The 25,683-nt window shown below is 69.3% G+C and carries 22 protein-coding genes; 11 read left to right on the top strand and 11 right to left on the bottom strand.

The genetic code is table 11. The features are described 5' to 3' along the window. Positions 1-2 precede the first annotated feature (2 nt). On the top strand, positions 3-1,919 hold the full coding sequence (locus QMG61_RS08005) for a branched-chain amino acid ABC transporter ATP-binding protein/permease (RefSeq protein ID WP_283493813.1): 1,917 nt from the start codon (positions 3-5) through the stop codon (positions 1,917-1,919). Continuing rightward, complete coding sequence (locus tag QMG61_RS08000; protein ID WP_283493812.1) at positions 1,916-2,635, top strand: ABC transporter ATP-binding protein; 720 nt, start codon at positions 1,916-1,918, stop codon at positions 2,633-2,635. Before QMG61_RS08005 ends, QMG61_RS08000 begins: the two co-directional genes overlap by 4 nt. Positions 2,636-2,934: 299 nt before the next feature. Here the strand turns inward: QMG61_RS08000 and QMG61_RS07995 are convergent, their stop codons facing one another. From QMG61_RS07995 to paaA, 7 genes are all read right to left on the bottom strand, one after another. Further along, positions 2,935-3,651 (bottom strand): hypothetical protein, encoded by a 717-nt coding sequence (locus tag QMG61_RS07995; protein WP_283493811.1) that lies wholly within the window; start codon positions 3,649-3,651, stop codon positions 2,935-2,937. 76 nt (positions 3,652-3,727) lie between these two features. Beyond that, positions 3,728-4,501, bottom strand: a complete 774-nt coding sequence (locus tag QMG61_RS07990; protein WP_283493810.1) for an enoyl-CoA hydratase/isomerase family protein — start codon at positions 4,499-4,501, stop codon at positions 3,728-3,730. Positions 4,502-4,527: 26 nt separating this feature from the next. Next, positions 4,528-5,718: a 1,2-phenylacetyl-CoA epoxidase subunit PaaE gene (paaE, locus tag QMG61_RS07985; protein WP_283493809.1), complete on the bottom strand. Its 1,191-nt coding sequence runs from the start codon at positions 5,716-5,718 to the stop codon at positions 4,528-4,530. A gap of 2 nt (positions 5,719-5,720) precedes the next feature. After that, positions 5,721-6,254 carry a 1,2-phenylacetyl-CoA epoxidase subunit PaaD gene (gene paaD, locus QMG61_RS07980; RefSeq protein ID WP_283493881.1) on the bottom strand — a complete coding sequence of 178 codons (534 nt, stop codon included), beginning with the start codon at positions 6,252-6,254 and terminating at the stop codon, positions 5,721-5,723. Positions 6,255-6,259: 5 nt separating this feature from the next. After that, positions 6,260-7,162: a 1,2-phenylacetyl-CoA epoxidase subunit PaaC gene (gene paaC / locus QMG61_RS07975; RefSeq protein ID WP_283493808.1), complete on the bottom strand. Its 903-nt coding sequence runs from the start codon at positions 7,160-7,162 to the stop codon at positions 6,260-6,262. Continuing rightward, positions 7,159-7,464, bottom strand: a complete 306-nt coding sequence (gene paaB / locus QMG61_RS07970) for a 1,2-phenylacetyl-CoA epoxidase subunit PaaB (RefSeq protein ID WP_134509343.1) — start codon at positions 7,462-7,464, stop codon at positions 7,159-7,161. The genes paaC and paaB overlap by 4 nt, the downstream gene beginning before the upstream one ends. After that, a complete protein-coding gene (gene paaA / locus QMG61_RS07965; protein ID WP_283493807.1) occupies positions 7,464-8,462 on the bottom strand; it encodes a 1,2-phenylacetyl-CoA epoxidase subunit PaaA in 999 nt (332 codons plus the stop codon). Before paaA ends, paaB begins: the two co-directional genes overlap by 1 nt. Before the next feature lie 112 nt (positions 8,463-8,574). Between paaA and paaI the strand changes: the two genes are divergently transcribed. The 4 genes from paaI to QMG61_RS07945 all read left to right on the top strand — a co-directional run bounded on the left by paaI (position 8,575) and on the right by QMG61_RS07945 (position 11,572). Then, complete coding sequence (paaI, locus tag QMG61_RS07960; RefSeq protein ID WP_283493806.1) at positions 8,575-9,009, top strand: hydroxyphenylacetyl-CoA thioesterase PaaI; 435 nt, start codon at positions 8,575-8,577, stop codon at positions 9,007-9,009. 32 nt (positions 9,010-9,041) lie between these two features. Then, positions 9,042-10,352, top strand: coding sequence for a phenylacetate--CoA ligase PaaK (gene paaK / locus QMG61_RS07955; RefSeq protein ID WP_502847021.1), 1,311 nt, complete (start codon positions 9,042-9,044; stop codon positions 10,350-10,352). A 45-nt stretch (positions 10,353-10,397) separates the two neighbouring features. Next, positions 10,398-11,015 carry a TetR/AcrR family transcriptional regulator gene (locus QMG61_RS07950; protein WP_283493804.1) on the top strand — a complete coding sequence of 206 codons (618 nt, stop codon included), beginning with the start codon at positions 10,398-10,400 and terminating at the stop codon, positions 11,013-11,015. A 188-nt stretch (positions 11,016-11,203) separates the two neighbouring features. Continuing rightward, entirely contained in the window at positions 11,204-11,572 is a 369-nt protein-coding gene (locus QMG61_RS07945) for a PaaI family thioesterase (protein ID WP_283493880.1), read from the top strand. A gap of 117 nt (positions 11,573-11,689) precedes the next feature. On the opposite strand, the gene QMG61_RS07940 is transcribed toward QMG61_RS07945, so the two are convergent. Then, positions 11,690-13,933 carry a DEAD/DEAH box helicase gene (locus tag QMG61_RS07940; RefSeq protein WP_283493803.1) on the bottom strand — a complete coding sequence of 748 codons (2,244 nt, stop codon included), beginning with the start codon at positions 13,931-13,933 and terminating at the stop codon, positions 11,690-11,692. Positions 13,934-14,197: 264 nt separating this feature from the next. On the opposite strand from QMG61_RS07940, the gene QMG61_RS07935 reads away from it, so the two are divergent. Together QMG61_RS07935 and QMG61_RS07930 are read left to right on the top strand one after the other, a co-directional pair. After that, positions 14,198-14,677, top strand: coding sequence for a GNAT family N-acetyltransferase (locus tag QMG61_RS07935; protein ID WP_283493802.1), 480 nt, complete (start codon positions 14,198-14,200; stop codon positions 14,675-14,677). Positions 14,678-14,709: 32 nt separating this feature from the next. Next, positions 14,710-15,738: an alpha/beta hydrolase gene (locus QMG61_RS07930; protein ID WP_283493801.1), complete on the top strand. Its 1,029-nt coding sequence runs from the start codon at positions 14,710-14,712 to the stop codon at positions 15,736-15,738. Positions 15,739-16,030: 292 nt separating this feature from the next. Here the strand turns inward: QMG61_RS07930 and QMG61_RS07925 are convergent, their stop codons facing one another. Next, positions 16,031-16,804 carry an IclR family transcriptional regulator gene (locus QMG61_RS07925; RefSeq protein ID WP_283493800.1) on the bottom strand — a complete coding sequence of 258 codons (774 nt, stop codon included), beginning with the start codon at positions 16,802-16,804 and terminating at the stop codon, positions 16,031-16,033. 122 nt (positions 16,805-16,926) lie between these two features. On the opposite strand from QMG61_RS07925, the gene hutH reads away from it, so the two are divergent. The 3 genes from hutH to QMG61_RS07910 all read left to right on the top strand — a co-directional run bounded on the left by hutH (position 16,927) and on the right by QMG61_RS07910 (position 20,768). Continuing rightward, entirely contained in the window at positions 16,927-18,537 is a 1,611-nt protein-coding gene (hutH, locus tag QMG61_RS07920; RefSeq protein ID WP_283493799.1) for a histidine ammonia-lyase, read from the top strand. A gap of 229 nt (positions 18,538-18,766) precedes the next feature. Further along, positions 18,767-19,405 carry a response regulator gene (locus QMG61_RS07915; RefSeq protein ID WP_283493798.1) on the top strand — a complete coding sequence of 213 codons (639 nt, stop codon included), beginning with the start codon at positions 18,767-18,769 and terminating at the stop codon, positions 19,403-19,405. A 25-nt stretch (positions 19,406-19,430) separates the two neighbouring features. Then, on the top strand, positions 19,431-20,768 hold the full coding sequence (locus tag QMG61_RS07910; protein ID WP_283493797.1) for a sensor histidine kinase: 1,338 nt from the start codon (positions 19,431-19,433) through the stop codon (positions 20,766-20,768). Between the two features lie 35 nt (positions 20,769-20,803). Here QMG61_RS07910 and QMG61_RS07905 read toward each other — a convergent pair whose 3' ends face one another. Continuing rightward, positions 20,804-23,833 (bottom strand): S8 family serine peptidase, encoded by a 3,030-nt coding sequence (locus QMG61_RS07905; protein WP_283493796.1) that lies wholly within the window; start codon positions 23,831-23,833, stop codon positions 20,804-20,806. Next, positions 23,830-25,671 carry a copper resistance CopC/CopD family protein gene (locus QMG61_RS07900; protein WP_283493795.1) on the bottom strand — a complete coding sequence of 614 codons (1,842 nt, stop codon included), beginning with the start codon at positions 25,669-25,671 and terminating at the stop codon, positions 23,830-23,832. Before QMG61_RS07900 ends, QMG61_RS07905 begins: the two co-directional genes overlap by 4 nt. Positions 25,672-25,683 lie beyond the last annotated feature (12 nt).

The raw sequence follows: 25,683 nt of genomic DNA, 5'->3' as shown, positions 1-25,683 counted from the left end.
AAATGACACAGGCAACCACACCAGCCCTCGCCGGGATGCTGTCCCCCTGGGCACGTTTCTGGCTGAACAACAAGGGCACGATCATCGGCTGCGGCATCCTCGTCGTGCTGATGATCGTGTTCCCCTTCACGGCCAGTTCCACGGCCATGAACATCGTCGTGTTCGCGATGATCTTCGCCCTGCCGGCCATCGGGCTCAACCTGCTGATGGGTCTGGCCGGACAGGTCAGCCTCGGGCAGGCCGCGTTCTTCGCGATCGGTGCGTACACGCACGCGATCATGCTGACCAAGCTCCATCTGCCGGGCCCGGTCGCGGCCACCATCGGCGTTCTCGCCGCCATGCTGGTCGCCTTTCTCGTCGGCCTTCCGATCATGCGCCTGCGGGGCCACTACCTCGCGCTGGCGACGCTGGGGCTCGGCTTCATCGTGATGATCGGCGTGCGCGAATGGGACGTCACCGGGCGCACCACGGGCATCTACGGAATCGCCCGCCCCACCGTCCTCGGCGTGCCGATCGACAACAACGGGTTCTTCCTCTGGTTCCTCACCCCGTTCGTGGTGATCGGACTGATCCTGGCTCTCAACCTCACCCGTAGCCGCGCCGGTCGCGCCCTCTCGGCCGTCAACGACTCCGAACTCGCCGCGGAGAGCCTCGGCGTCAACACCTACGCGCTGCGACTGAAGGTCTTCGTGCTGTCCGCCGGATTCGCCGGTCTCGGGGGTGTCTTCTACGCCTACCAGGTCGCGATCGTGAGCCCGGCGACCGCTGAATTCCACCTGTCGGTGTCGATCCTGCTGATGGTCGTCATCGGCGGCCTCGGATCGGTCTGGGGTGCCGTGGCAGGCGCATTCCTCGTGCAGTTCCTCGGCGAGGGCATGCGCGACGCCATCCCGGCCATCTTCCCCGGTGCCACGGGCGAGGTGCAGTTGCTCGGTTACGGCATCGTGCTGATCCTGGTGATCCTGCTCCTCCCGGGCGGCCTCCACCAGGCGGCTACCAGCCTGTGGGCGAAGCTCCCGTTCCCCGGGAGAAGGCCACCCGCCGACGCGCACGCGCAGGCCACGGAGGACGACTTCACGATCCCGATCCTCCCGAATGTCAGCACTCCCGTCGCGCTCGGGGAACCGATCCTCGAGATCTCTGGCCTGACCAAGCGGTACGGCGGCGTCGTCGCCGTCAACGAGGTGAACCTCACCGTGCCGGCCGGGACCATCCTCGGTCTGATCGGGCCGAACGGGGCGGGCAAGACGACCTGCTTCAACATGATCTCCGGCGCCCTGGTGCCGACCTCGGGGACCGTGACGTTCCTCGGCCAGGTCATTTCCGGCCGGAAGCCGAACGTCGCCGCCTCGCACGGACTGACCCGCACGTTCCAGAACCTGCAGGTGTTCACCTCGACGGACGTCGTCGGCAATGTGTACATGGGCCGGTACCGGCAGGGAACCGCCGGCGTGCTCCGCGGCATGCTGGGCCTGCAGTCGGCCGAACAGACCGCGCACCGAGCCGCCGCCTACGAGATCCTGGAGTCGATGAGGCTCACGGATGCCGCCGACGATTCGGCCTCGGACCTGTCGTTCGGCAAGCAGCGGATGATGGAGGTCTGCCGGGCCCTGGCTGCCGAGCCGGCCCTCCTCCTCCTCGACGAACCGATGGCCGGCCTGTCCGGTGCGGAACGCGAGGTGATGGCGGAGCTGCTGCGGCGGCTCCGGAGCGCCGGACTCACGATCGTGCTCGTGGAGCACGATGTGGCGCAGGTGATGTCCCTCGCCGACCACGTCGCGGTGCTCGACGACGGTGTGCTCATCGCGCACGGCGACCCGGAGTCGGTTCGCAACGACCCGGCCGTGGTTGTCGCCTACCTGGGCACGGACCTCGACGAGGCCGAAGCCGACCTGAACGAGTTGGAGGAGCACGTATGACGCTCATCGTTTCCGGCCTGGATGCCGGCTATGGAAAGCTCGGCGTGCTGCACGACGTCAGCTTCCAGGTGGCGCGTGGCGAGATCGTCGCCGTCGTCGGATCGAACGGGGCAGGGAAGACAACCCTGCTGCGTGCCATCAGCGGCCTGATCCGGCCCACCGCGGGCACCGTGACCCTCGAGGGCCGCACCATCACGGGCAGGCCGACGGAGAAGATGGCCGGGCTCGGCCTGACCCATGTGCCGGAGAACCGACTGTGCTTCCCGACCCTGTCTGTGCGCGACAACCTCATGCTGGGCGCCTGGACGAAGAAGGGCCGCGGCGACGTCGATTCGATCCTCGAGTTGTTCCCCCGGCTTCGCACCCGGATGGGACAGGCCGCCGGAACGCTCTCCGGCGGCGAACAGCAGATGGTGGCCATCGGTCGCGGTCTGATGGCCGAGCCGACGGCGATCCTGCTCGACGAGCCGTCCATCGGCCTGGCGCCGAAGGTCGTCGCCGAGATCATGGACGTGCTCTCCCGGCTCTGCGTCGAGAAGCAGATCGCGGTGCTGCTCGTGGAACAGAACGTGCACGCGTCGTTCAAGATCGCGCACCGCGCCGTGGTCATGCACCGCGGGCGGGTGGCGCTCACGGGAACGCCGGCCGAGCTCGTGGAGCTTCCCGAGGTGCACAACGCCTACCTGGGCGGAGCGTCCACGCCCGCCGCGTCCTAGACGAACGGGGCGCGCGGCGCCTCGGGCGGTTCTCCCTGAGGACAGACACTGCCGGATCTCACCGGCAAATGTCACTGTGGGGCAGCCACCCGAGGCAGCCCCACAGCGACTCATCGTTCTGGTCGTCGGCCGCAAACCCGAATTGCGACGGAGAATCCGAACGGATGCCGCGTCTCACTAGCGAGCCGCAGATATTTGGATCCTACGATTTCGTCATCGGTGTTCGCGGGAACGACACGCCGTCGAATCAGATGCGGCGACTCCACGGTTCGCGCGCACCGTGCAGTCACAACGGCGGCCTACTCCGGGGACGGAAACCGCGACCTGAAGTCTTCCCAGGTCCGCTCAAACCGCCGCTTCCCGACCCAGAGCGTGACAATCGTGTACGCGAGCCCCGCGGCGGCGGCGATGACGATCACTACCTCGAGCGAAACGGGGAGCACCCCGGTCGTCGCGGAGCACAGCAGGCCGACCAGCGCCCCGTTCACCAGCGTGATCAACGCCATGCTGCTCCCGAAGAAATGACTGGCCCCGCGCCGACGACCGAGGAAATAGTAGGTGCTCTCTGCGCCGGCCCGGTCGTCGTGTGTCGAGGTCATCAGAAGAGGAGCGACCGCGGGATCGAGGCGGACGTAGGCGCCGCGGAGCCGGTTCATGGCCAGGACGTACATCAGGTCCTCCAGCCCGACGTTGAAGACCCGAAGCTGGGTCAAAACGCCGATGACCAGGATGACCGCAAGAACCGCGATCGCGAAGAACACGAACGACTCGGAGTAATTCGTCACCTGCCCGACCAGGGCGAGGCTGACGAGCCCGGCGGACACGAGCGTCAGGAAGATGGTGATCCTGGTCAGGACCTCCGCCTGCGTCGTGGTTCGCGAGGCGAGGAGGCTCCAATGCTCGGTCGCGAGAATCTGGACGTGAACGGCAAGCGGCGCGGTGGAGTCGCCCTCCACGGTGGGGGCGGCCTCGGCGGGGGCGTCGTCGGGGGCGGCGTCAGTCGAGTGGGCAGCCATCGCCTCATTGTGCTGCGAATCATGCGCCTTCGATAGGCGGTACCGGGGAAGCGCGGAAGGCGTTCAGCTCTCCGGGTCAGCCCCGCCCGGTGAACGCGGGCCGGCGCTTCGCCTGGAAGGCGGCGAAGCCCTCCCGGTAGTCCGCGGTGGCGCAGAGCGCGGCCTGGGCGCGGTTCTCCGCCGCGATGCTCTCCCACAGCCCGAGTCGGTCGTCGCGGAGGGCCCGCACCAGCTCCTTGCTGGCGAGGAAGGCCTGGGTGGCGCCGGTTGCCGCGTGCGCGGCGGCGGCCTCGGTCGCCGCCTGCACCTCATCGGCGGGGAAGACCTGACTGAACAGGCCGGCGGCGACCGCCTCGGCCCCCGACATCAGCCGGCCGGAGTAGATCAGGTCGAGGGTGCGGTGTGCACCGAGCCGCTCGACGAACAGGGCGTGCCCGCCCGAATCGAGCGTCGCACCCAGGTTGGCGAACGGGGAGCCGATCTTGGCAGTATCGGCGACGTAGACGACATCCGTTGCGATGAGCAGACCGAGACCGACGCCGAGGCAGGCGCCGTGTGCGAGGGCGAAGGTGGGCGCGGGAAAGGCGGCCATGCGGGTGAGCAGGGGCGTGACGAGTCCCCCCAGGAAACCCATCACGTCGTCGCTCCGCGGGTCGACGCCCGCGATGTCCCGCCCGGCGCAGAAGGCCCGGCCCTCGCCGCGCAGCACGAGGGCGCGCACGCCTGCGGCCTCCGCCGCCACGTAGGCGGCATCGAGTTCGGCGATCGCCGCCCCGTCGAGCGCGTTGAGCCGGTCGGGGGCGTTCAGGACAACGTGTGCGACGTCGTCGCGGATGCTCAGGTCAATCACGAATGGTGGCCTTTCCGGGCTGGTTGTTAGACGTCGTAGTCGACGACGACTTTGTCGGTCGTCGGGTGCGACTGACAGGTGAGCACGTAACCGCGGGCCAGCTCATCCGGCTCGAGCGCGTAGTTCTCCGTCATCGTCACGTCGCCGCTGACGAGCTTGGCGCGGCAGGTGCCGCACACTCCCCCGGCGCAGGCGAACGGCACGTCGGGCCGCACCCGGAGGGCGGCGTTGAGGATGCTCTCGTTCGCGTTGACGGGTGTCGTCACCGTGGCGCTCTCGCCGTCCAGGGTGAATTCGATCTCGAAGGTCTTGTCTCCCGCCCCGACGACGACCGGACGACCGGTGTCGCCCGTGGCGTGGGTCGGTTCACCGGTCGTGAACAGCTCGAACCGGATGTGCTCCGGCGCGACGCCGACGCTCTGCAGCGTGTCACGACACAGCTGCACGAGCTCGAACGGGCCGCAGAGGAACCACTCGTCGACGGCGGCCGGCCGGATGATGCTCGCGAGCATGAGCCGCAGCTTCTCCTCGTCGATCCGGCCGGAGAGCAGGGTCGAGGATCGGGTCTGGCGGGAGAGCACGTGGTGCAGCGCCAGCCGGGCCGGGTACCTGTCCTTGAGATCGGCGAGCTCGTCGAGGAACATCACGTCCATCGCGGTGCGGTTCGTGTAGACCAGCGTGAAACGGGAGGTCGTCGACCGCTCGAGCACGGTGTGTGCGAGCGACATCAGCGGGGTGATGCCGCTTCCCGCCGCGATGCCGACGATGTGGGTGTCGTCGAGAGTCTCCAGGGCGGTCGTGAAGGTGCCCTGCGGGCTCATCACGTCGAGCCGGTCCCCCGCCTTGAGCTCGGTGTTGGCCCAGCTCGAGAAGGCGCCGCCGAGGTCACGTTTGATGGCGACGCTGACCGAGCCGGCCGTGCGCGGCCGGCACAGGGAGTAGCTGCGCCGCAGTTCCCGCCCGTCGATGGTGGCACGCAGGGCGAGGTGCTGCCCGGGGTCGTAGTCATACTCCCCGTGCAGCTCGGCTGGAACGGCGAAGGTGACTTCGACGCTGTCCGAGGTGAGCGGTCGCACCTCCGCGACCGTGAGGGTGTGGAACCGGCCGCGGCGTTTGCCGGCCGGGGCGCCGGGGGCATCCTCACTCACTGCCGGCGGAAGGCTCTCGTCGAGGACGGTCGTGCCGGAATCGGTACTGCCGAGATTTCGTGCGGCCATGGTCACAACACCTTGAAGTAGTCGAACGGTTCGAGGCAGTCCCGGCACTCGTAGAGCGCCTTGCAGGACGTCGAACCGAAGCGGGCGAGTTCCCGCGTATTCAGAGAGGAGCAGCGCGGGCACTTGACCGCCAGCTGGAGGCGCACGGCACCGGCCGGTCGAACACCGGAGCGACCGGTGGGGGCGGCGATGCCGTACGTCACCAGCTTGGCCTTGCCCTCCTCGCTCATCCAGTCGGTGGTCCAGGCCGGGGCGAGAACGAGGTCAACGGTGACGTCGTCGTAGCCGGCACCGCGCAATACGGTGAGCACGTCGTCGCGCATGGCCTCCATCGCGGGGCATCCGCTGTAGGTCGGGGTCAGCGTGACCGTGGTTCGGCTGCCGTCGACCGTGACCGAGCGCAGCACGCCGAGGTCTTCGATCGTGAGCACCGGGATCTCCGGGTCGCACACCCTGGCCGCCAGGTCCCAGGCCCGCCGGGAGGCGGGGTCGGTCGGTCGCGGCCGGGCGATGGAGGGGCCGGGAGCCGGGCTGATCTCGGTCACCAGGACGCCCCGGGGTGTGCCCGCGCCAGCACCTGCATCTCGGCGAGCAGGGGGCCGAGGTTCTCGGAGTGGTCCCCGCGGCGACCGCCGCCGGAACAGATGAAGCCGCGTGGTTCGTCCAGCTCGGCCTCCCTGAGCACGGGCGCCATCGCCTCTTCCACCGGGCCGCGCAGGGAGGACGGCCGCACGGCCACCCCCTCCAGACGGTCGATCACGGGCTCGTCGACGAAGAGCTCGTCCAGGAACGGCCACAGGTCGCCGAGCCCGCAGATCATCCGAGACCGGGACTCCTCGGTGCCCAGGGCCAGCCTGAGCACCCACTGGGCGGCGTGGTCGCGGTGGTAGTCGACCTCCTTGACCGCCTTGGCCGCGATCGCGGCGAGGGTTGCGTCGGCCGAGCCGGCCAGCCGGCTGTAGAGCTCGAACAGATAGTTCGCGGCGATGAACTGCCGGGCGATGGTGTGCGCGAAGTCCCCGTTGGGTTGCTCGAAGAGGTGCGCGGAGCGGAACTCCGGTTCGGTCCGCCAGTAGGCGAGGTCGTCTTCGGTGCGGTTCGATTCCGCCCCGGCGTAGTGCAGCAGCGACCGGGCGTGGCCGATCAGGTCCAGGGCGATGTTGCCCAGGGCGATATCCTCCTCCAGCTCCGGGGCCCGGGAGATCCACCAGCCCAGGTGCTGGGCGAGCACGAGGGAATCGTCGCCCAGCCAGAGCGCGTATTCGGCGACGTCGCGGGAAGCGACCGAGGCGCCCTCGACCAGTTCGGCGGAGAGTTCGACGCCGTCGACCTCGACGTGGCCGTGGCCCTCGTTCTCGCCGTGGTCGTGACCGCGGTCGGGGGCATTCGTGCCGGCTTCAGTGACCGCTTCAGTGACGGAATCCGTGCTGCTCGGTGCGCTCACAGGTGCTTCACCCCTTCGCTCTTGGAGTAGTAGCTCGCGTGGCGGTAGTTCTTGCCGGCGGGCGATTCGAAGAAGGCGCCCTTCGCATCCGGATCGCTCGTGGTGATCGCCTCGGCGGGCACCACCCAGATCGAGACGCCCTCGTTGCGGCGGGTATAGAGGTCGCGGGCGTTGCGCACCGCCAGCGTGGCGTCGGGGGCGTGCAGCGAACCGACGTGGGTGTGGCTGATGCCGCGGCTCGACCGCACGAAAACCTCCCAGAGGGGCCAGACCTCTTTTTCGGATGCACCGGGTGCGCTCATCAGGCGACCGCCGTCTCGGTCAGCTTCGCGGCCTGCTTGCGGGCGTACGCGGCCGCGGCCTCGCGCACCCAGCGGCCGTTCTCGTGGGCGTCGCGGCGGCGCTGGAGGCGCCTCGCGTTCGCCGGCCCCCTGCCCTGGAGCACCTCGTGGAATTCGGTCCAGTCGATTTCGCCCATGTCGTACGCACCCTTCTCTTCGTTCCAGCGCAAATCGGGATCGGGCAGCGTCACGCCGAGAACCTCGGCCTGCGGCACCAGCATCCCGACGAAGCGCTGGCGCAGTTCGTCGTTGGAGAACCGTTTGATGTTCCACTTCATCGACTGCGCCGAGTTGGGCGAGTCGTCGTCGGGCGGGCCGAACATCTGCAGGGCGGGCCAGTACCAGCGGTTCACCGAGTCCTGGGCCATCGCCTTCTGCTCGTCGGTGCCGTTCATCAGCTCGAGCAGGATTTCGAAGCCCTGACGCTGGTGGAACGACTCCTCCTTGCAGATGCGCACCATGGCGCGCCCGTACGGTCCGTAGGAGGCCCGGCAGAGCGGCACCTGGTTGCAGATTGCCGCGCCGTCGACGAGCCAGCCGATCGAGCCCATGTCGGCCCAGGTCGGGCTCGGGTAGTTGAAGATCGAGGAGTAGCGGGCCTTGCCGGCGATCAGGGCATCCGTCATCTCGTCGCGGGTGATCCCGAGGGTCTGCGCCGCGGAATAGAGGTAGAGCCCGTGGCCGGCCTCGTCCTGCACCTTCGCCAGCAGGATGGCCTTGCGCTTGAGGCTGGGTGCCCTGGTGATCCAGTTGCCCTCCGGTTGCATCCCGATGATCTCGGAGTGCGCGTGCTGGGAGATCTGACGCACAAGGGTCTTGCGGTAGGCCTCCGGCATCCAATCGCGCGGCTCGATCCTCGAATCGGCGGCGATCAGGTCGTTGAACTGCTGCTCTTCCGGCGAAAGCACGGTAGCGGCACTCGGGGCAATATCGTAGGGAACTGGCGGGGTTGTCATCATTGACTCCTGGTTTCGCGAACTTTTACCAACCGATCGTTCAGTTAGTATATGGTTTCCCTACTACCCCCACAACCATGTGTTGCGGCCAGCGGAACTCAATGAGGAGAACCACATGACGGATGCTCCACCGCCCTCCAACGGCGCCATGATGCAGAACGACCGGGCCTCGGCAGCTCTGGGCATGGTCGTTCGCGGGGTGGAACCGGGCCGTGCGGTGGTCTCCATGCTCCTGCGGGACGACATGATGAACGGGTTCGACGTGACCCACGGCGGCATCGTCTTCGCCCTGGCCGACACCGCATTCGCGATCGCCTGCAACGACGACCACCACGTCACACTCGCGTCGGGCGCCGACATCACGTTCCTCAAGCCGACGGCCGCCGGACAGACCCTCACCGCGACCGCCGTACTACGCACCAAGAGCGGGCGCTCGGGTCTCTACGACGTGCGCGTCACCAACGACCACAACGTGCCGGTCGCGGAGTTCCGCGGTCGGAGCCGAACCACAAACCTGCCCCTTCCCGGCACCGTCGCACCTTCACGCTAATTCGCATTCCACCAGGAGGCCCCATGTCAACGATGACCAAGACCCGTCTGCACGCCCCCGCGCTCGACGAGCTCGATCCTGAGGAGCGAATGTCCAGGGACGAGATTCAGGCCCTGCAGCTCCGACGTCTGCAGAAGACGGTGCGCCTCGCCTACGCGAACGTGCCCCTCTACACTCGCAAGTTCGACGCCGCCGGCGTGCACCCCGACGACATCCGCACCCTTGAGGACGTCAACCTTCTGCCCTTCACCACCAAGGACGATCTGCGGGTGTCCTACCCGTTCGGCATGTTCGCCGTGCCGATGGACCAGGTTGCGCGCATCCACACCTCCTCCGGCACCACCGGTCTGCCCACCGTGGTCGGCTACACCAAGAACGACCTCGCGATGTGGGCCGGGCTTGTGGCGCGGAGCCTGCGCGCCTCCGGCGTGCGGCCGGGCATGCGGGTTCACAACGCCTACGGCTACGGCCTCTTCACCGGCGGGCTCGGCGCGCACGCGGGCATCGAGGCGCTCGGTGCCACAGCCATCCCGATGTCCGGGGGCCAGACCAACAAGCAGGTCAAGATGATCCAGGACTTCGAGCCCGACGTCATCATGGCCACCCCCAGCTATCTGTTGACGATCACGGATGCGATGGTCGCGGCCGGCATGGACCCGCGCCGCTCGAGCCTCAAGGCCGGCGTGCTCGGGGCGGAGCCGTGGACCAACCAGATGCGCCTCGAACTCGAGGACCGCCTGGACTTCGACGCCCTGGACATCTATGGGCTGAGCGAGGTGATGGGCCCGGGCGTCGGCAACGAGTGCATCGAGACGAAGGACGGCCCGCACCTCTGGGAGGACAACTTCCTGCCCGAGGTCATCGACGGCGACACCGGGCTCGTGCTCCCGGACGGAACCCAGGGCGAGCTCGTCTTCACCTCCCTGACCAAGGAGGCGTTCCCGGTGATCCGGTACCGCACCCGCGACCTCACCCGGCTGCTGCCCGGTTCGGCCCGCCCCGGCATGCGCCGGATGGAGAAGATCACCGGCCGCAACGACGACATGATCATCCTGCGCGGGGTCAACCTGTTCCCGACCCAGATCGAGGAGATCGTGCTCGGCATCCCGGGCCTGTCGCCGCACTTCGTGATCGAGCTGACCCGGCCGAACCGGATGGACGAGCTGACCGTCCGGATCGAACGGCACGAGCACGCCAGCGATGCGGCCTCCGACATCGCCAGCGCGCTGCTGATCCACCGGATCAAGGACCTGATCGGCTCGAGTGTGAGCGTGCTGATCGTCGAACCCGGCACGCTCGAGCGCAGCACCGGCAAGCACAAGCGTGTCTACGACCTGCGCTGACGACACTCCCGGCGGCGCGTCCGGCTCATGAGAGACTTCTCCGTAATGTCAGAAAACGCTCTCACCCGGCGGGGCCGCCCCGGATACGATCAGCGCGCCATCCTGGAGGTGGCGGTGGCCGCGTTCATCGAGTTCGGCTACGACGCCACCTCGATGGGCGTGCTCGCGACCAGGCTCGCCCTGTCCAAATCGGCGATCTACCATCACTTCACCTCGAAGGATGAGCTGCTCGAACTCGCCCTCGCCGAGGCCCTCGACGGGCTCGAGGGCGTGCTCACCGACGAGGAGGCCACGGTCGGACCGGCGATCGACCGACTCGCCCGGGTGCTGCGGGGGGCCGTGCAGGTGCTCACCGACCGACTGCCCTATGTGACCCTGCTCCTGCGGGTGCGCGGCAATACCGAGGTCGAACGCTCGGCCCTCTCGCGTCGCCGCGCCTTCGACCGGGCCGTGACGACCCTCGTCACCGAGGCGCGCGACGAGGGCTCCCTGCGGGCAGACATCGACCCGCGCGTCGTGACCCGGCTGCTCTTCGGCATGGTCAACTCGATCGCCGAGTGGTACCGCCCGGAAGGCCCGGAAGACGCCGCCCAGCTCGCCGACGACGTGCTCGCCGTCGCGCTCGACGGCCTTCGCGTCACCCCGCCCACCGACAAGGGCTGAGTTGCGGAGAAAGCACTCTCCCACTCGCGGGCAAGGTGCTTTCTCCGGGTCTCGACAGGCTCGACCACCGCGACAGGCTCGACCACCGCGACAGGCTCGACCACCGCGACCAGCTCGACCACCGCGACAACGGAAAGAGAATCGTGAACGACAGCTGGAAGATCACCCTCGGCGAGCTCGACCTGAAGATGGGCGTGACGATCGTCGAACAGTCCGCCCAGCGTGTGGTGGCGACGATGCCGGTGGAGGGCAACCGGCAGTCGTTCGGGCTGCTGCACGGCGGAGCATCCGTCGCCTTCGCCGAGGCGCTCGGGTCGTGGGCGGCAGTGATCCACGCCGGGCCCGGCCGGAGCGCCGTCGGCCTCGACATCAACGCGACCCACCACCTCTCGGCACGGGAGGGCATCGTGACCGGGGTGGCCACGGCCATCCGACTGGGCCGCACGATCGCGTCGCACGAGATCGTGATCAGCGACGACCAGGGCCGCAGGCTCTGCACCGCGCGGATCACGAACCTGATCATCGACACCCCCGCGCCGGCTCCGTCGGGGTCCTGACCCGGCTCCCCAGGCGGTGACCCGATCGACCCCTGCGGGAGATCGGGCCGGGGAACGCCGAAGGGGCACCCACCGTGACGGTGGATGCCCCTTCGGGACTGCTGGTTAGAGCCCGGGTCAGCTGTCCGCGAGCTCGCGGACCGCGGCGTCGCCGGGTGCCGCGGTGGTGAAGCTGGCCTCGATCTCGGCGCGGCCCAGCAGGTCGTCCATGCGACGACGACGCTGCTTGGGGATGAGCGTGACGACGGTGCCCGACTTGCCGGCGCGGCCGGTACGACCGGAGCGGTGCAGGTAGGTCTTGTACTCGTCGGGAGCGTCGGCCTGGATGACCAGGTCGATGTCATCCACGTGGATTCCGCGAGCCGCGACATCCGTTGCCACCAGCACGTTGACGCGACCACTGGTCAGCATCTGCAGGTTGCGGGTACGGCGGGCCTGGTTCAGGTCGCCGTGCAGGCTGGTCGCCTTCACGCCGGCGTCTTCGAGCTGGTCGGCGAGCTGTTCGGCGTAGGCACGGGTGCGGCTGAAGATCAGCGTCTTGCCCTGGCGGTCGACGAGCTGGCCGATGATGGCGCTCTTGTCACGGTGCTCGATCATGAGCACGCGGTGGTCGATCGTGGAGGAGGCCTGGTCTTCACCGGCGACCTCGTGCACGGCCGGGTTGGTCAGGAATTCCTTGACCAGCTGGGCGACACCCTTGTCGAGGGTGGCCGAGAAGAGCAGCTTCTGGCCGCCCTTCTTGGTCTGACGCAGGATGCGCTGAACCGGCTCGAGGAAGCCCAGGTCGCACATGTAGTCGGCCTCGTCGAGGACGGTGACAACAACCTCGGACAGGTCGAGGCGACCCTGCTCGATGAGGTCTTCGATGCGGCCGGCGGTGCCGATGATGATGTCCACGCCGCGCTGGAGGGCGCTGACCTGGCGGTACTGCGGAACGCCGCCGTAGATCTGGGTGGTGAAGAGGCCGACGCTGCGGGCGATGGGCTGGATGGTGCGGTCGATCTGCAGGGCCAGCTCACGGGTCGGCGCCAGGATGAGCGCGCGGGGCTTGCGCGCCATCTTGCGGTCCTTGGCGCCGTTGTTCTCCAGCAGCTTCTCCACGAGGGGAGCACCGAAGGCGATGGTCTTGCCGGAACCGGTCTTGCCGCGGCCGAGCACGTCACGGCCGGCGAGGACGTCGGGGATGGTCGCGGCCTGGATCGGGAACGGGGTGGCCGCACCGAGGGTCGCGAGCTCACGGACGATGTTCTCGCCGAGGCCCAGGTCACCGAAGGTCACGCCGACAACTTCGGCTGCCGTGGTGGAGATGGCCTCGAGACGCTCCAGCACCACGTCGTCACCGGCGGCGAAGTGCGCCTTGGTGTCGCGGCTCGGGTAGAAGTTGCTGGAGTGGCCGCCGTCGTCGGGTGAACGGTTCGGGCGGTCGGAGTGCGAGCGCTCCGGACGGTCACCGTAGGACGGACGCTCGCTGCGCGCCGGACGGTCACCGTAGGACGGACGGTCGTTGTTGTAGGCCGGACGATCGGTGCGCGGGGCACGGTCGCCGTAGGACGGACGCTCGGTGCGAGCCGCACGGTCACCGTAGGACGGACGGTCGTTGTTGTAGGCGGGACGATCGGTGCGCGGAGCACGGTCGCCGTATGCCGGACGCTCGGTGCGAGCCGCACGGTCACCGTAGGACGGACGGTCGTTGTTGTAGGCGGGACGATCCGTACGCGGACGGTCGTTGTTGTACGCGGGACGGTCCGTGCGCGGACGGTCGTTGTTGTAGGCCGGACGGTCCGTGCGCGGCGCGCGGTCGCCGTATGCCGGACGCTCGGTGCGAGCCGGACGGTCATTGTTGTACGACGGGCGGTCGTTGTTGTACGCCGGGCGGTCGTTGTTGTACGCCGGGCGGTCGTTGCGCGCACGGTCGCCGTAGGCCGGACGCTCGGTGTTGCTGTGCGTCGGGCGGTCGTTGCGCGGGGCGCCGTTGTACGACGGGCGGTCGTTGTTGTACGCCGGACGGTCGTTTCGCGGGCGGTCGTTGTTGTACGCCGGACGGTCGTTGTTGTACGCGGGGCGGTCGCCGCGGTTCGGGCGGTCGCCGTAGGCGGGACGCTCGGAGCGCTGGCCGGTGGCCGGACGGGCGTTGCCGTAGGCCGGACGGTCGTTGGTGGGGCGGCCGGCGGCGCGGTCAGCGCGCTCTCCGGCGTTCCAGCGGGCCTTCTTCGGCGCCGCGGCATCGTCGTGGTGGCCGCGGTGTCCGGGGCTCTTGCTGCCCGGGTTGCTGCCGCCGCGTGAGGGGCCGCTCTTGGCGGAGTACTTCGGATCGAAATTCTTATTCGAACGGCCGACGGCCGGATTCTTGCTATTAGGCATAGAAAAGTTCCTGGGTTGTGTTGAGTACATGGCAGAACGACGACGCACATGCGCGACGCAACCTGAGAACCCGGGCAGTCTATGGCCGGGGCCGTTCACATACAGTGATTTTTCACCAGCGGATTACTGGGAAACCGGCCCATCCTGACTTACAAACCCATCCGCGCACACGTAAAAATTGCGCGGTGTCAAGAGCCGACTTACCTACGTTACCCGATCGATGCCGTAAAGTCACGGACCACTTTCTCCGTCTAGTCTGTTTTCATGTCGACGACCATTGCGATCGAGTCGCCCAGACGGGCCGGGATCGCCGCCCTGCTGCGCCAGAGCGCGGAATATGCGCAGGCCCTCTACCCGCCCGAAAGCAACTTCCTGCTCAGCGTCGAGGAGCTCGAAGCGCCGGGCGTCTCCTTCTATGCGGCGAGAGACGAGTCGGGCCGGGCCCTGGGCATCGCCGCGCTCGTGAGCCAGGCCGACGGCACCGCCGAGCTGAAGCGCATGTTCGTCGACCCGGACGCTCGCGGCCTCGGCATCGCCCGCCGCCTGCTCTCGCGGGCCGAAGCGGATGCGGCGGCCGCCGGCATCCGTCGGGTCGTGCTGGAGACCGGGCCGCTGCACGAGGCCGCCCTGGCGTTCTACCGGGAGTGCGGCTACCGGGAGATCGCCCAATTCGGTCAGTACGTGGGCGAGGAGTTCAGCGTCTGCCTCGCGAAGGACTTGGCCGCCGGGCCGCGGACGATCTAGTCTCAGGGCATACCCCCGCACTCGGAGCACACGTGAATCCCCGCCTTCCCCAGACCCGATTCGGTACGCGGCGCGCCCGCCTGCTCACGGTCCTGACCGTCTTCGTCGTCGCCCTCGTCGGTACGGCGGGACTTGCCGGGCTGCACTCTGGCACAACGGTCCCCGACTCGACGATCGCCGCGGCGACGGGCGGCGCGGTGGGGGCCGTGAGCAAACCGATCGTCGGCATCCGCACGTTCACCGCACCGGCCGATGTGACGGTCACGCCCGACGTCGTCTACACGACCTCGGCCGACGGCACCCCCCTCGCCCTCGACGTGTGCTCGCCCGCCGGGTCGGTCCCCGGGACCCCGGCGAGCGCGCTGCTGCCGGCGGTCGTGTCCGTGCACGGCGGCAGTTGGACGCGCGGCGACAAGGCCAACGATGACTGGCGCGGCGTCTGCGAATGGCTCGCTTCCGAAGGGTTCGTCGCCTATTCGGTCGACTATCGCCTCGCCCCGGCATCCGTGTTCCCGGCCGCGATCGACGACCTCGCCACGGCGGTGGAATGGATCCGGCAGCCCGACAATGCGGCACGGTTCGGCATCGACCCGGCCCGGGTCGGCGCCTTCGGCGGGTCGGCCGGCGGCAACCTCGCCCTGCTGCTCGGCACCCGCGGTTCCGGCTCACTGACCGAGGGATCGCGCGTCGCCGCCGTTGCCGAACTCTCCGGCCCGACCGACCTGACCGGGCAGGGCCTCGCCGCCGACGGGTCCTCGCAGCGCCTGCAGGACCTCGTGCTCCGCTACCTCGGCTGCACATCCCTCGCCGACTGCCCACAGGCCATCACCGCATCGCCGACCCGGCAGCTCGACCGCACCGACCCGCCGGTCTTCATCGGCCAGTCCGGGAAGGAATTCATCCCGCTGGCCCAGGCCACCCGGCTCGCCGCGAACCTCGAACGACTCGGCATCGAGCACGAGCTGGTCGCCGTTCCGGGCTCGGTGCACTCGATCGGCATCCTCGACGAGGCCATGCGCCGGCGGGTCGCCGCGTTCCTGCACGAGGCCCTCGGCGACTAGCGGCTCCGCCCCGCCCGCCTCGCCTCGGGCGCAATGCTCGCGCGGACGCCCCGGGTCGCACCGAGCGACACTCGCGGCCCGCCCTTGCGCTCGGGGCACGCGGTATACCGCGTGCCCGCTTCCCCAACGCGGGCCGCGAGCGAGGGCGCGGCGAGCGAGCGCGGGCGAGCGGGTGAGCGAGCGCGGGCGAGCGGGTGAGCGAGCGCGGGCGAGCGGGTGAGCGAGCGCGGGCGAGCGGGTGAGCGAGCGCGGGCGAGCGGGTGAGCGAGCGCGGGCGAGCGGGTGCCGACGATCAGGCACCCGGGCGGCCCCGGATGCGGCGGGAGAGTTCCGCGGCGGTGCCGGCCAGCTCGGCGGCGAGGGCCGGCCACTCCGCAGGGGCGATCCGCTCCCGGGGGAAGGTGACGGCGATGCCGGCGGCCGGCCAGCCGGCGTGGTCCCGCACCGCGACGGCGACGGAGGCCATTCCCGCCGTGATCTCGCCGTCCTCCTGAGCAAAGCCGTCCTCGCGCACCCGGTCAAGCAGACGCCGCAGCTCACCGGACGTGCTCGGGCCCTGCCCGTCCCGGGTCGCAAACGCCGCCGCGTTGGGGTACAGGGCCCGCAGCTGCGCGGGCGGCAGCGCGGCGAGAAGGGCCCGCCCGCTCGCGGTGAGGTGACTCGGCAGGCGCACACCGACATCCGTCACGAGCGACGGCCGGCGCGGGGCGCGTTCCTCGATCAGGTAGATCACGTCGCGTCCGTGCAGCACGACGAGGTGCGCGCTCTCGCCGATCCGGTCGACGAGGGCGGCGATCAACGGACGGCCGAGGTGGGAGAGCGGCTGCTGCCTGGAGAAGCCGGAGCTGAGCTCGAAGGCGGCGACGCCCAGCCCGTAGCGACGCTCTTCCGGCAGGTGGAGCACGAAGCCCTGGTCGGCGAGCACGGCCAGGAGGTCGTAGACGGTCGATCGGGGCAGGCCGAGCGCCGAGGCGATCGCCGAGGCCGGCACCGGTCCGCGCTGCACGGCCAGGTGGGACAGGATCCGCAGCGTCGCCTCCGCCGCCGGCACCTTCGACCCGGCCATCCGGACTCCCTTGCTTCTCGCCGCGGACCTTCCCCGCAACCCGTGCGCAACTGTCCGGCATACCGGACAGCAGCAAGTCTAAACGAGTGGTGGGAGCGCTCGGGCTGGTGTCCAATCGGAGTATGACCATCAGCCCCGCAGCCGCCAGCCCCGCAGCCGCCAGCCCCGCCGTCGCCACTCCCGCAGCAACCGGACCCCAGGTTGTCAGAGTCGGCGCCGGACCGGTGTCCTTCGCCGACCTCGTCGCCGTGGCCCGCCTGGACGCCCCGATCGTGCTCGACCCGACCGCGCTCGAGGGCGTCGCCGCGACTCGGCGGATCATCGACGGTCTCGCCAGCGACGTCAATCCGCATTACGGCATCTCCACCGGATTCGGAGCCCTGGCCACGACCTTCATCACCAGCGACCGCCGCGCCCAACTGCAGGCGAGCCTCGTGCGCTCGCACGCGGCCGGCAGCGGACCGGAGGTGGAGCGCGAGGTGGTGCGCGCGCTCATGCTGCTGCGGCTGTCGACCCTGATGACCGGCCGCACGGGCGTGCGCCCGGTCACCGCGGAGACCTACGCCGCCGTGCTCAACGCCGGAATCACCCCGGTGGTGCACGAGTACGGCTCGCTCGGCTGCTCCGGCGACCTGGCCCCGCTCGCCCACTGCGCCCTCGCGGTGATGGGCGAGGGCCGGGTACGCGACGCGACCGGCACGCCGATGAGCGGCCAGGCCGCCCTCGCCGCGGCCGGCATCACGCCCGTCGTGCTCGCCGAGAAGGAGGGCCTCGCCCTGATCAACGGCACCGACGGCATGCTCGGCATGCTCGTGCTCGCGCTCGATGACCTCGGCCGCCTGCTCACGACCGCCGACATCGCCGCCGCGATGAGCGTCGAGGCCCTCCTCGGCACGGATGCGACCTTCGCCGCCGACCTCCAGGCTCTCCGCCCCCAGCTGGGCCAGGCCGCGAGCGCGGGCAACCTGCGCGCGCTGCTGACCGGCTCCCCGCTGCTCGCCAGCCACGCCGGACCGGATGACCCGACCGTGCAGGACGCCTACTCGCTGCGCTGCTCCCCTCAAGTGCACGGCGCGGCCCGCGACACCGCCGACCACGCCGCGCTGATCGCCGGCCGCGAACTGGCCAGCGCGGTCGACAACCCCGTCGTTGCGCTCGACGGCCGGGTGGCGTCCAACGGCAACTTCCACGGCGCCCCGGTCGGCTACGTGCTCGACTTCCTCGCGATCGCCGCGGCCGATGTCGCGAGCATGAGCGAACGGCGCACCGACCGCCACCTCGACGCGAACCGCAACAAGGGCCTGCCCCCCTTCCTGGCGCACGAGGTCGGAGTCGACTCCGGGCTGATGATCGCGCAGTACACCGCGGCCGGGATCGTGTCGGAGCTCAAGCGGCTGGCGGTGCCGGCATCCGTCGACTCGATTCCGTCGTCGGCGATGCAGGAGGATCACGTGTCGATGGGCTGGGCAGCTGCCCGCAAACTGCGCCACTCCCTCGCCGGACTCGAACAGGTGCTCGCGATCGAGATCATGACCGCGGCCCGCTCGCTCGACCTTCGCGCCCCCGTGCTGCCGGGGGCGGCGACCGGCGCCGTGCGCGACCTGGTTCGGACCGTGGCCGCGGGCCCGGGCCATGACCGGTTCCTCTCCCCCGAGATCGAGGCCGTCGTCGGGCTGGTGGCGTCGGGTGCGGTGACGGATGCCGCGGCCTCCGTCACCGGTCCGCTGCGCTGACCGGAGTGCCGGCCGGGACCCTGCCGAGCCGGCGTTGCGGGGTAGTGCCGGGCCACGGCACCAGAACGCCGCCTCCGCTAGTACCTGAACTGGGGGTGGTGGTGGCGCTGGTGAGCGCCCCCGACCGCGAGCATACTCAAGCCAGACGCCCCGACCCCGAATTAGGGCGCGAACAGCACCACAGCAGCTAGCAGACCCGCGCCACCGACTCCCCCGCCCACGGAGTGACATGATCCGGATCCTCATCGTCGACGACCACACGACCTTCACCGAGCTTCTGATGGACGCTCTCGATCGCGAACCGGACCTGTGCACCGTCGGCTCGGCCGACAGCGGTCGTCGCGCGATCGAGCTTTGCCGAGCGTTGAACCCCGACCTTGTCGTTCTGGACTACCATCTGCCCGACGTCAGCGGCCTGAGCGTCGCCGCGCTGATCCTGGCCGAGTCTCCGGCAACCAGGATCGTGATGCTGACAGGCGATCCGACTCCCGAGGCCCTGCAACAGGCCGCCACCATCGGGATCTGCGCCTTCCTTCCGAAGGACGGGTCGCTGGCCGGGATGCTGGGCACCATCCGCAACGCCCGGCCAGGCGGGTTCCTGGTGCATCCGTCGCTGGTCGCCCACCTGAACGCGCAGTGGCGGCGGTACGAGGACCGGCACTCGATGCAGGCCCTCACCCGGCGCGAGCTCGAGGTGCTGCGCTTGATGGCGGAAGGGAACGATGTGCGGGCCAACGCTCGCTCTCTGGGTATTTCGGAGAACACCTGCCGCGGCTACGTGAAGTCAATCCTCGCGAAGCTCGAGGCGCACTCACAGCTCGAGGCGGTCGTCAGCGCGACACGGCTTGGCCTGGTCGGCGAACGTTGAGATGCCTGAGCCGCGGATTCCAGGCGTGTCCAGGCCGCCGATTTATCCGGCCCACGCATCACTCCACGACGAGGACGGGTCCGTCGCACGCTCCGAGGTGCGCTCCGCCGTCACCCGGTTCCTGCTGATCGGGCTGGTCACGCTCGTGGCGATCTCCGTACCGGTCGCGCTGTGGATCCGCGGCCAGGCTGAGCGGCATACCCTGGCTTCCGCCGTCCAACGAACCCACGAGCTCGCCGACCACGCGGTCGCTCCGCTCATCACCGACGAACTCCTGGCCGGCGACCCCGCCGCCCTGCGCAGGCTCGACGACCGGCTCGCCCGCTGGGTGGCCGGCGACTACGTCCTGCGAGTCAAAGTCTGGGATCCCACCGGGCGTGTCATCTACTCCGACCTTCCGTCACTGATCGGTCGAACATTCCCGCTCCCCGACTGGAGCACGGACCTGCTCGCCGGAGGCACCGACCGCGCGTCGGTTCGCACCGAACGCCGGGCCGACAACGAGCAGGATTCCGCCCTGGGCGAGCTTCTGGAGATCAACGTGCGCGCGATGGATGCCTCGGGTCGGCCACTCATCTTCGAGGCCTACTTCGACGACGAGGCCGTGCACGCCGAACAGCTGGCGCTCCTCCGGGAAATCATCCCGGCCTTCGCACTGTCGCTGATCGCCCTGCAGCTGGGACAGCTCCTGCCGGCGATCCGGTTGGCCCGGCGCATCCAGGGCGAGCAGGTGTCTCGTCGACGACTGCTGCAGCATGCGATTGTGGCCTCGGACCTCGAACGCGGACGGATCGCCAGGGAACTGCACGACGAGGTCATTCAGGACCTCTCCGGGCTCTCCTACTCCTTCGAGGCGGAAGAGGCCCACGGGCCGCCGGGCGAGCGCCCGCTGTTCGGTCGGGCGCGCTCGATCCTGCAACGCAATCTCGGCACGCTCCGGGCGATGACGACCGAACTGTATCCACCCGACTTCGCCCGGCTGGGCCTGGCCGAGGCCCTGCTGAGACTGACCGATCCTCTGGCCGACCAGGGAGTCGAGGCCACCGTGTCCATGCCGGAAAGGATCGACCTCGATCAGGACCGTGCGGCACTCCTCTACCGTGTGGCAAGGGAAGCGCTCACCAACACGGTGAAGCACGCCGGTGCCGGCGCCGTCGAACTCACCCTCACCCAGGACGGCGAGCGCACCGTGCTGACGGTGCGCGACGACGGTCGCGGCTTCGATCCGGAAAGCGCCTCGCCCGACGGGCACCTGGGCCTTCGGATCATGCGGGACACCGTGCGGGTGGTGGGGGGCGACCTCTGGATCACCTCCCACGCCGGCGAAGGCGCCACCGTTGTGGCCACGCTCAGTCGGGTCTAGCCACGCGGAGTCAAGACGCCATCCGAGGTAGATGGCTACGGAAGATCGAAGGCGTCCACGTCGAGGTTTCCGGAGGCGCCGAGGCCGTGAGCGGTGCCGTCGAAGTAAACCGACCACGTGCCCGCGTTGTAGTACAGGACGTCCTCATCCTGCACCGCTCCCAGGCCCGGCACCGTTGTGTCGGCACTGAAGGACAGGTAGAAGTGGGTGGCGTCGACCCTGACGAGGCCATCGAGGTTGGCGCCGGCCGCCAATCCGTTTGCGGAGGCATCCCACACCCGGGCGAATGCGCTGCCGTTCCAGCTGTAGATGTCCGCATCGTCGGCCGCCCCGGTGACACCGGGTGGGTTTGTGTTCCCGACCGTCGAGAAGAACAGGGTTCCGCCGACGACGCTGATCGCATCCAGATCCTGGTTCGCCGCAGTCAGTCCGCGGGCGGTGCCGTCGAAGAACACCGACCAGGTGCCGGCGTCGTAGAACACGACGTCCTCGTCCTGAACCGCTCCCAGGCCCGGCAGAGTCGTATTGGCCGCGCTGAACGACAGGTAGAACTGCGTGGGGCTGACCCGGTCGAAACCATCGACGTTGGCGTTACCCGGCAGGCCGTACGGCGCAGCGCTGGCGTCGGCGACCCGGTTGAAGGCGGTGCCGCTCCAGTCGTAGATGTCCGCGTCGTCGGCCGTGCCTCCCACGCCCGGAGGGTTGGAGTTCCCGAATGTCGAGAACGACAACGGGCCGCTCACCTGGAGCACGGTGGAGGCGTTCACGCTCCAGTTGCCGGCCGCGTCGCGGGCCCGCACCGTGAGGGAGTACGCGCCATCGCTCCACCCGCTGACGTCGATCGGGGTCGAGACCAGACTCCACGGACCGGTACCGGTGACCGTCATCGGTGTCGCGTTGCCCACCCCCGGGTCACCGCCGGTGAACCACTCGCCGCGACTGACTGCCGTGAGACCATCCGTCGCCTGCGCCGTCAGGTTCACCGAGGTGGCACCCAGGGTCGGGTTGAGCGTGGCCGTGACCGCGCTGACCGAGGGTCCGCTCTTGTCGACCAGGAGGCTCGTGGTCGCCATCGGGCCCCAGTTGCCGGCTGCGTCCCGGGTGTGAACGGAGACGGCATGGCTGCCGTCGGCCAGCGTGTTCACGGTCGCCGCGGGAATCGTGGCGTACAGGCCGGCTGTCGGTGCGGCAGCGGCCACGGTCATCGCCGTCCCCGTCCCATCGGCGCCCACGGTGTCGGTGAAGTACTCGGCGGCCGCGATGTTGGAGCCCCCGCTCGCGGTGTCGTCGCCGGTGGCGTGCAGACTGGCGTCGGCCGAACCGTTGGTGGGACTCGGAGTCAGGGTGAGGTTTGTGGTTGCCGGACCGGTGAGGTCCCCAGCGTTGGGCGCTGTAATGGTGAGAGTGGCTGTGGCGGTTCTGCTGATGGTGCCGCTGCCGGCCGTGACCGTCAACGGGTAGCCGCCGAGAGGAATCGCCGACGACGGGGACACCAGCAGCTGGGAGGTGTTCGAGCCCGCGGGTAAGACCGCCGGGGTGAAGGTCCAGGCCGCCTGCGCCGCACCCAGGCCGGACAGCGACAAGGAGATGTCACCGCCGAAGCCGTAGGCCCGGGTGACCTGCACGGTGTACGTCACGCTGCCTCCGGGGACCGAACTGGCTTCGGTCGGCGTAAGCGCCACTCCGAAGTCCTGCTGTCCCCTGAGCAACTGGTATGCGGCGAGAACGTTCAGCCGGCCGTTACCATACGCGGTGTCCGGACCGGAGGTGCCGAGGTCGACGGCGGTGCCGGTGAGAGCGGCCTGCAACTGGTCCACGGAGAGCCCGGGGATCGCACCCATCAGCAGGGCCAGTGCTCCGGTGACCTGCGGTGCGGACATCGACGTTCCAGAGGCCGTCTGATACAGGCCGTAGCCGTCGGTGGTGCGGATGTTGACGCCTGGCGCGACGAGGTCAGGGAAGATCCCAGTCCGCCCGCCGCAGGTGGATGGCCCGCGGCTGCTGGACGAGTAGATCACGTCGCTGCCGTTGACCGCGCCGACGGCCAGAGCCTCCGGGTAGTTGGCCGGACTGACGCTGGTCGCACCACCCGAACCGTAGTTTCCGGCGGCGAAGACGGGCAGGATCCCGGCCGCGCGCAACGCCTGCAGGTCCAGTTGGAACGAGAGGTCGCAGCCGGGACCGGCACCGATCGACCAGGACCCGTTCACGATCTGGGGAGCGTCCGGTGTGTTCGGATCGTGGTCGGGGTCCAGCGCCCACTGGAATGCCTGGTGGATCGCCGTGGCTGTGGCCGTGCCCCTGTCGTTGAAGATCTTTGCGGCGATCCATTTCGCGCCGGGGGCCATCCCGATCGACGTGCCGCCCGCGTCGCCGCCGACGATCACACCGGTGGTCCCCGTTCCATGGCCGGAGAGGTCAGTGGGGGTGAGGGGATGCTCGCCGTATGGGTCGTACCAGCTGTTTGTGCCACCACGCCATCGCCCGGCGAGGTCCGGATGCGATCCGTCCACGCCACTGTCCAGGCTCGCCACCACCACGCCCTGCCCGGAAAAGCCCAGGTCCCACAGGGCCGGAGCGCTGACCTGGGCGATGTTGGCTTCCGGGACCGTCACGGCAGGCACCACCGCGACCTGGTCGGGGGTGATGCTTGCAACGTCTGCGCGCGCCGCCAGCTCCTGGATGACGTCCGCGGTGGCGGTCACCGACATTCCGTTGATGACCCAGAACGGTGTGATCCGGGCGACCCTGCCCTGGGTCGCCCGGACGCGCAACAGGGCTCGGATCGGCGCCTGCGAGGCATTCGCCGTGGCCGTCAGCTCCTGAATTGCGCCCTTCTGACGCGCCGCACGGGTAGCACCCCTGACGCGCTTCAGGTCGGTCTGGTCGCGCAGGGTCACGACCACGGTGGTCATCTCGCCGGGAGGAACGGAGGCGAGGACCGACTGAACACCGGGGGTCGGCCTGCCGGTCCCCGAAGTGATGCCGGTTCGTGCCGACGCCGCCGGGGCGAGCCCCGCCACCAACAGCCCGACCAACGCGGTCACGGCGAGTGTCTTCCTCATCGTCGGCTCCCACTTTCTTCAGTCAATGCCAGGACAGGACGGCGTGCTGTCGGCCTCAGGGCGTTCTTCTGGCGGCGGGTGAAGCCGACGGCGCCCAGCATCGCGGCGAGCAGCAGGATGGCCAGAACGGAGGTCACGACCTCAAGCACGCTGGGGCCTTCGGGGCTCGCGGCGTCGACGGTCCAGCCGACCTGCGTGACCGCGGCTGGGAGGCCGTCCCGTTGCATGGCCACGGATGCCTGCCAGACGCCGGGAGTCGGTTTGGCCGTCTCTGTCTCGTATCGGCCGGGCTCGATCCGCTCGAGTAGCACGCTGGTCATCGTCCCGGTCGGGCCGGCGAGGGTGACCGAGACCACGGTGACGGGTGCCTGCTCCAGCTTGACGATCGAACGGACCCGCACGATCAGGCGACTCTGAGCCGGCCCGGCGGCCAGCTGCTCAACGGTGACGAAGAGGCCATCGACGGTGGACGTGTGGGGGGCAGTCTGCCTCGTCGCCGTGGCGATGTCCCTGGCCGTGGGAACCGTGGTGAGCAGGCTCGCCCCACCCACCGCGACGGCCAGGATGAGGACCTCAGCGGCCACAATGGTGCTGAATCGGCGCAGCGGCACCGGTGCCCAGCCCACGGGTCTGCCGAGCAGGAGTCCCACCCGAGCGGCCAGCCGGGGATTGACGAGCAGCGTGTTGATCCCGGCAATGGCCAGTGCCACGCCGACCAGGACCAGTTTTCCCGCGACGGTGCCGCCGTAGATGGTCGAGCCCACGGAGGTCAGGTCGGGGAGGTGACGACCCGCCTCGTAGAGTCCGGACGCCAGCAGGACCACGGTTGCGACCGCCGCCATCGGGCTGAAGGCACGCCACGCCGAAGCCAGGATCGGACCACGTGTGGCCCGATTGCGGCGCATCAGGGGGATCAGGCAGATGGCGAGGATGGTGAGGCCGCCGGCCCATACTCCAGCGGCGACGAGGTGGGAAGCGGAGGCAAAGGCAGCCACAGCGGATCGGCTGGGCAGAGTCGAAGCGTGACCGGCCCACGCCTCCAGGCCGACGACTGCGGCCAGGGCGATGGCAGCTATCCGCACCCACCGGCCGGCGCGACTCGAACGAGTCGACCAGAACAGGGCGCCCGCCGTGACCACGAGCGCGATCTCTCGCGCCAGCCACAGGTGGCCCCATGGCGTGACGGTCAGGGTGACCCAGGTGGCGTCGTACCAGGACCCGAGCGAACTCCCGCCGCGCGGGGTGAGCAGAAACGGGGTGAGTGCTCCGGAGACGACCGCGACGCCGGCAGCCAGCACTCCGATGAAAATCGCGCGCCGGCGGAGAATGACCCCCATCTCGCCCATCGAAACGAAGACGCGACGTGAGACGGCCAACGCGCCGATCACGAGCATGATCGCAGAGAGGTCGATCCAGCGAAGCAGCAGTCCTGGAGCATCCGGGATTCCCGCGCCGGAGGAAGAAACGACCTCGGGGCGTGCCCCGACGCCGAACAGCACCGTCCCGCTGGATGAGTGACCGTCCTCCGCAGAAAGCACCCTCCAGTCCAGCCGATAGGTTCCCTTCGCGAGGGCTCTGGTACTGAGCCGAACGATGCCCCCGCCGTCCGTTGTGGACACGGATGCCGTCACGGCCACCCGCACACCGTCCGTGGTCTGGAGGTCGAAGGTGCTGGCGCTGGCGGCGAGGGCTTCCGTATACCAGAGGGTGAGGGCGGTTCTGCCGACGGCCACCACCCCGCCGTTGGGAGGGTCGGAGCGCTCGAGCCCACCGTGGGCCCAAGCCGGCGATGCCCCAAACAGGAGCAGGACGATGGCGGCCAGCAGGATCGCGGTCACGCGGCTCCCCGC

This window comes from Cryobacterium sp. PH31-AA6, from assembly GCF_030063195.1.
Lineage (GTDB): Bacteria > Actinomycetota > Actinomycetes > Actinomycetales > Microbacteriaceae > Cryobacterium.
The sequence above is the reverse complement of the archived record's forward strand: the minus strand, read 5'-3'. Positions and strand labels throughout refer to the sequence as shown.

Coding starts and splice junctions, on each gene's coding strand:
- QMG61_RS07995 (WP_283493811.1), bottom strand. CDS start 3,651: ATGGCTGCCCACTCGACTGACGCCGCCCCCGACGACGCCCCCGCCGAG.
- paaE (WP_283493809.1), bottom strand. CDS start 5,718: ATGGCCGCACGAAATCTCGGCAGTACCGATTCCGGCACGACCGTCCTC.
- paaB (WP_134509343.1), bottom strand. CDS start 7,464: ATGAGCGCACCCGGTGCATCCGAAAAAGAGGTCTGGCCCCTCTGGGAG.
- QMG61_RS07925 (WP_283493800.1), bottom strand. CDS start 16,804: ATGGCCGGGTCGAAGGTGCCGGCGGCGGAGGCGACGCTGCGGATCCTG.
- QMG61_RS07940 (WP_283493803.1), bottom strand. CDS start 13,933: ATGCCTAATAGCAAGAATCCGGCCGTCGGCCGTTCGAATAAGAATTTC.
- QMG61_RS07950 (WP_283493804.1), top strand. CDS start 10,398: ATGTCAGAAAACGCTCTCACCCGGCGGGGCCGCCCCGGATACGATCAG.
- QMG61_RS08000 (WP_283493812.1), top strand. CDS start 1,916: ATGACGCTCATCGTTTCCGGCCTGGATGCCGGCTATGGAAAGCTCGGC.
- QMG61_RS07935 (WP_283493802.1), top strand. CDS start 14,198: ATGTCGACGACCATTGCGATCGAGTCGCCCAGACGGGCCGGGATCGCC.
- hutH (WP_283493799.1), top strand. CDS start 16,927: ATGACCATCAGCCCCGCAGCCGCCAGCCCCGCAGCCGCCAGCCCCGCC.
- paaI (WP_283493806.1), top strand. CDS start 8,575: ATGACGGATGCTCCACCGCCCTCCAACGGCGCCATGATGCAGAACGAC.
- QMG61_RS08005 (WP_283493813.1), top strand. CDS start 3: ATGACACAGGCAACCACACCAGCCCTCGCCGGGATGCTGTCCCCCTGG.
- paaA (WP_283493807.1), bottom strand. CDS start 8,462: ATGATGACAACCCCGCCAGTTCCCTACGATATTGCCCCGAGTGCCGCT.
- paaK (WP_502847021.1), top strand. CDS start 9,042: ATGACCAAGACCCGTCTGCACGCCCCCGCGCTCGACGAGCTCGATCCT.
- QMG61_RS07945 (WP_283493880.1), top strand. CDS start 11,204: ATGGGCGTGACGATCGTCGAACAGTCCGCCCAGCGTGTGGTGGCGACG.
- QMG61_RS07905 (WP_283493796.1), bottom strand. CDS start 23,833: ATGAGGAAGACACTCGCCGTGACCGCGTTGGTCGGGCTGTTGGTGGCG.
- QMG61_RS07915 (WP_283493798.1), top strand. CDS start 18,767: ATGATCCGGATCCTCATCGTCGACGACCACACGACCTTCACCGAGCTT.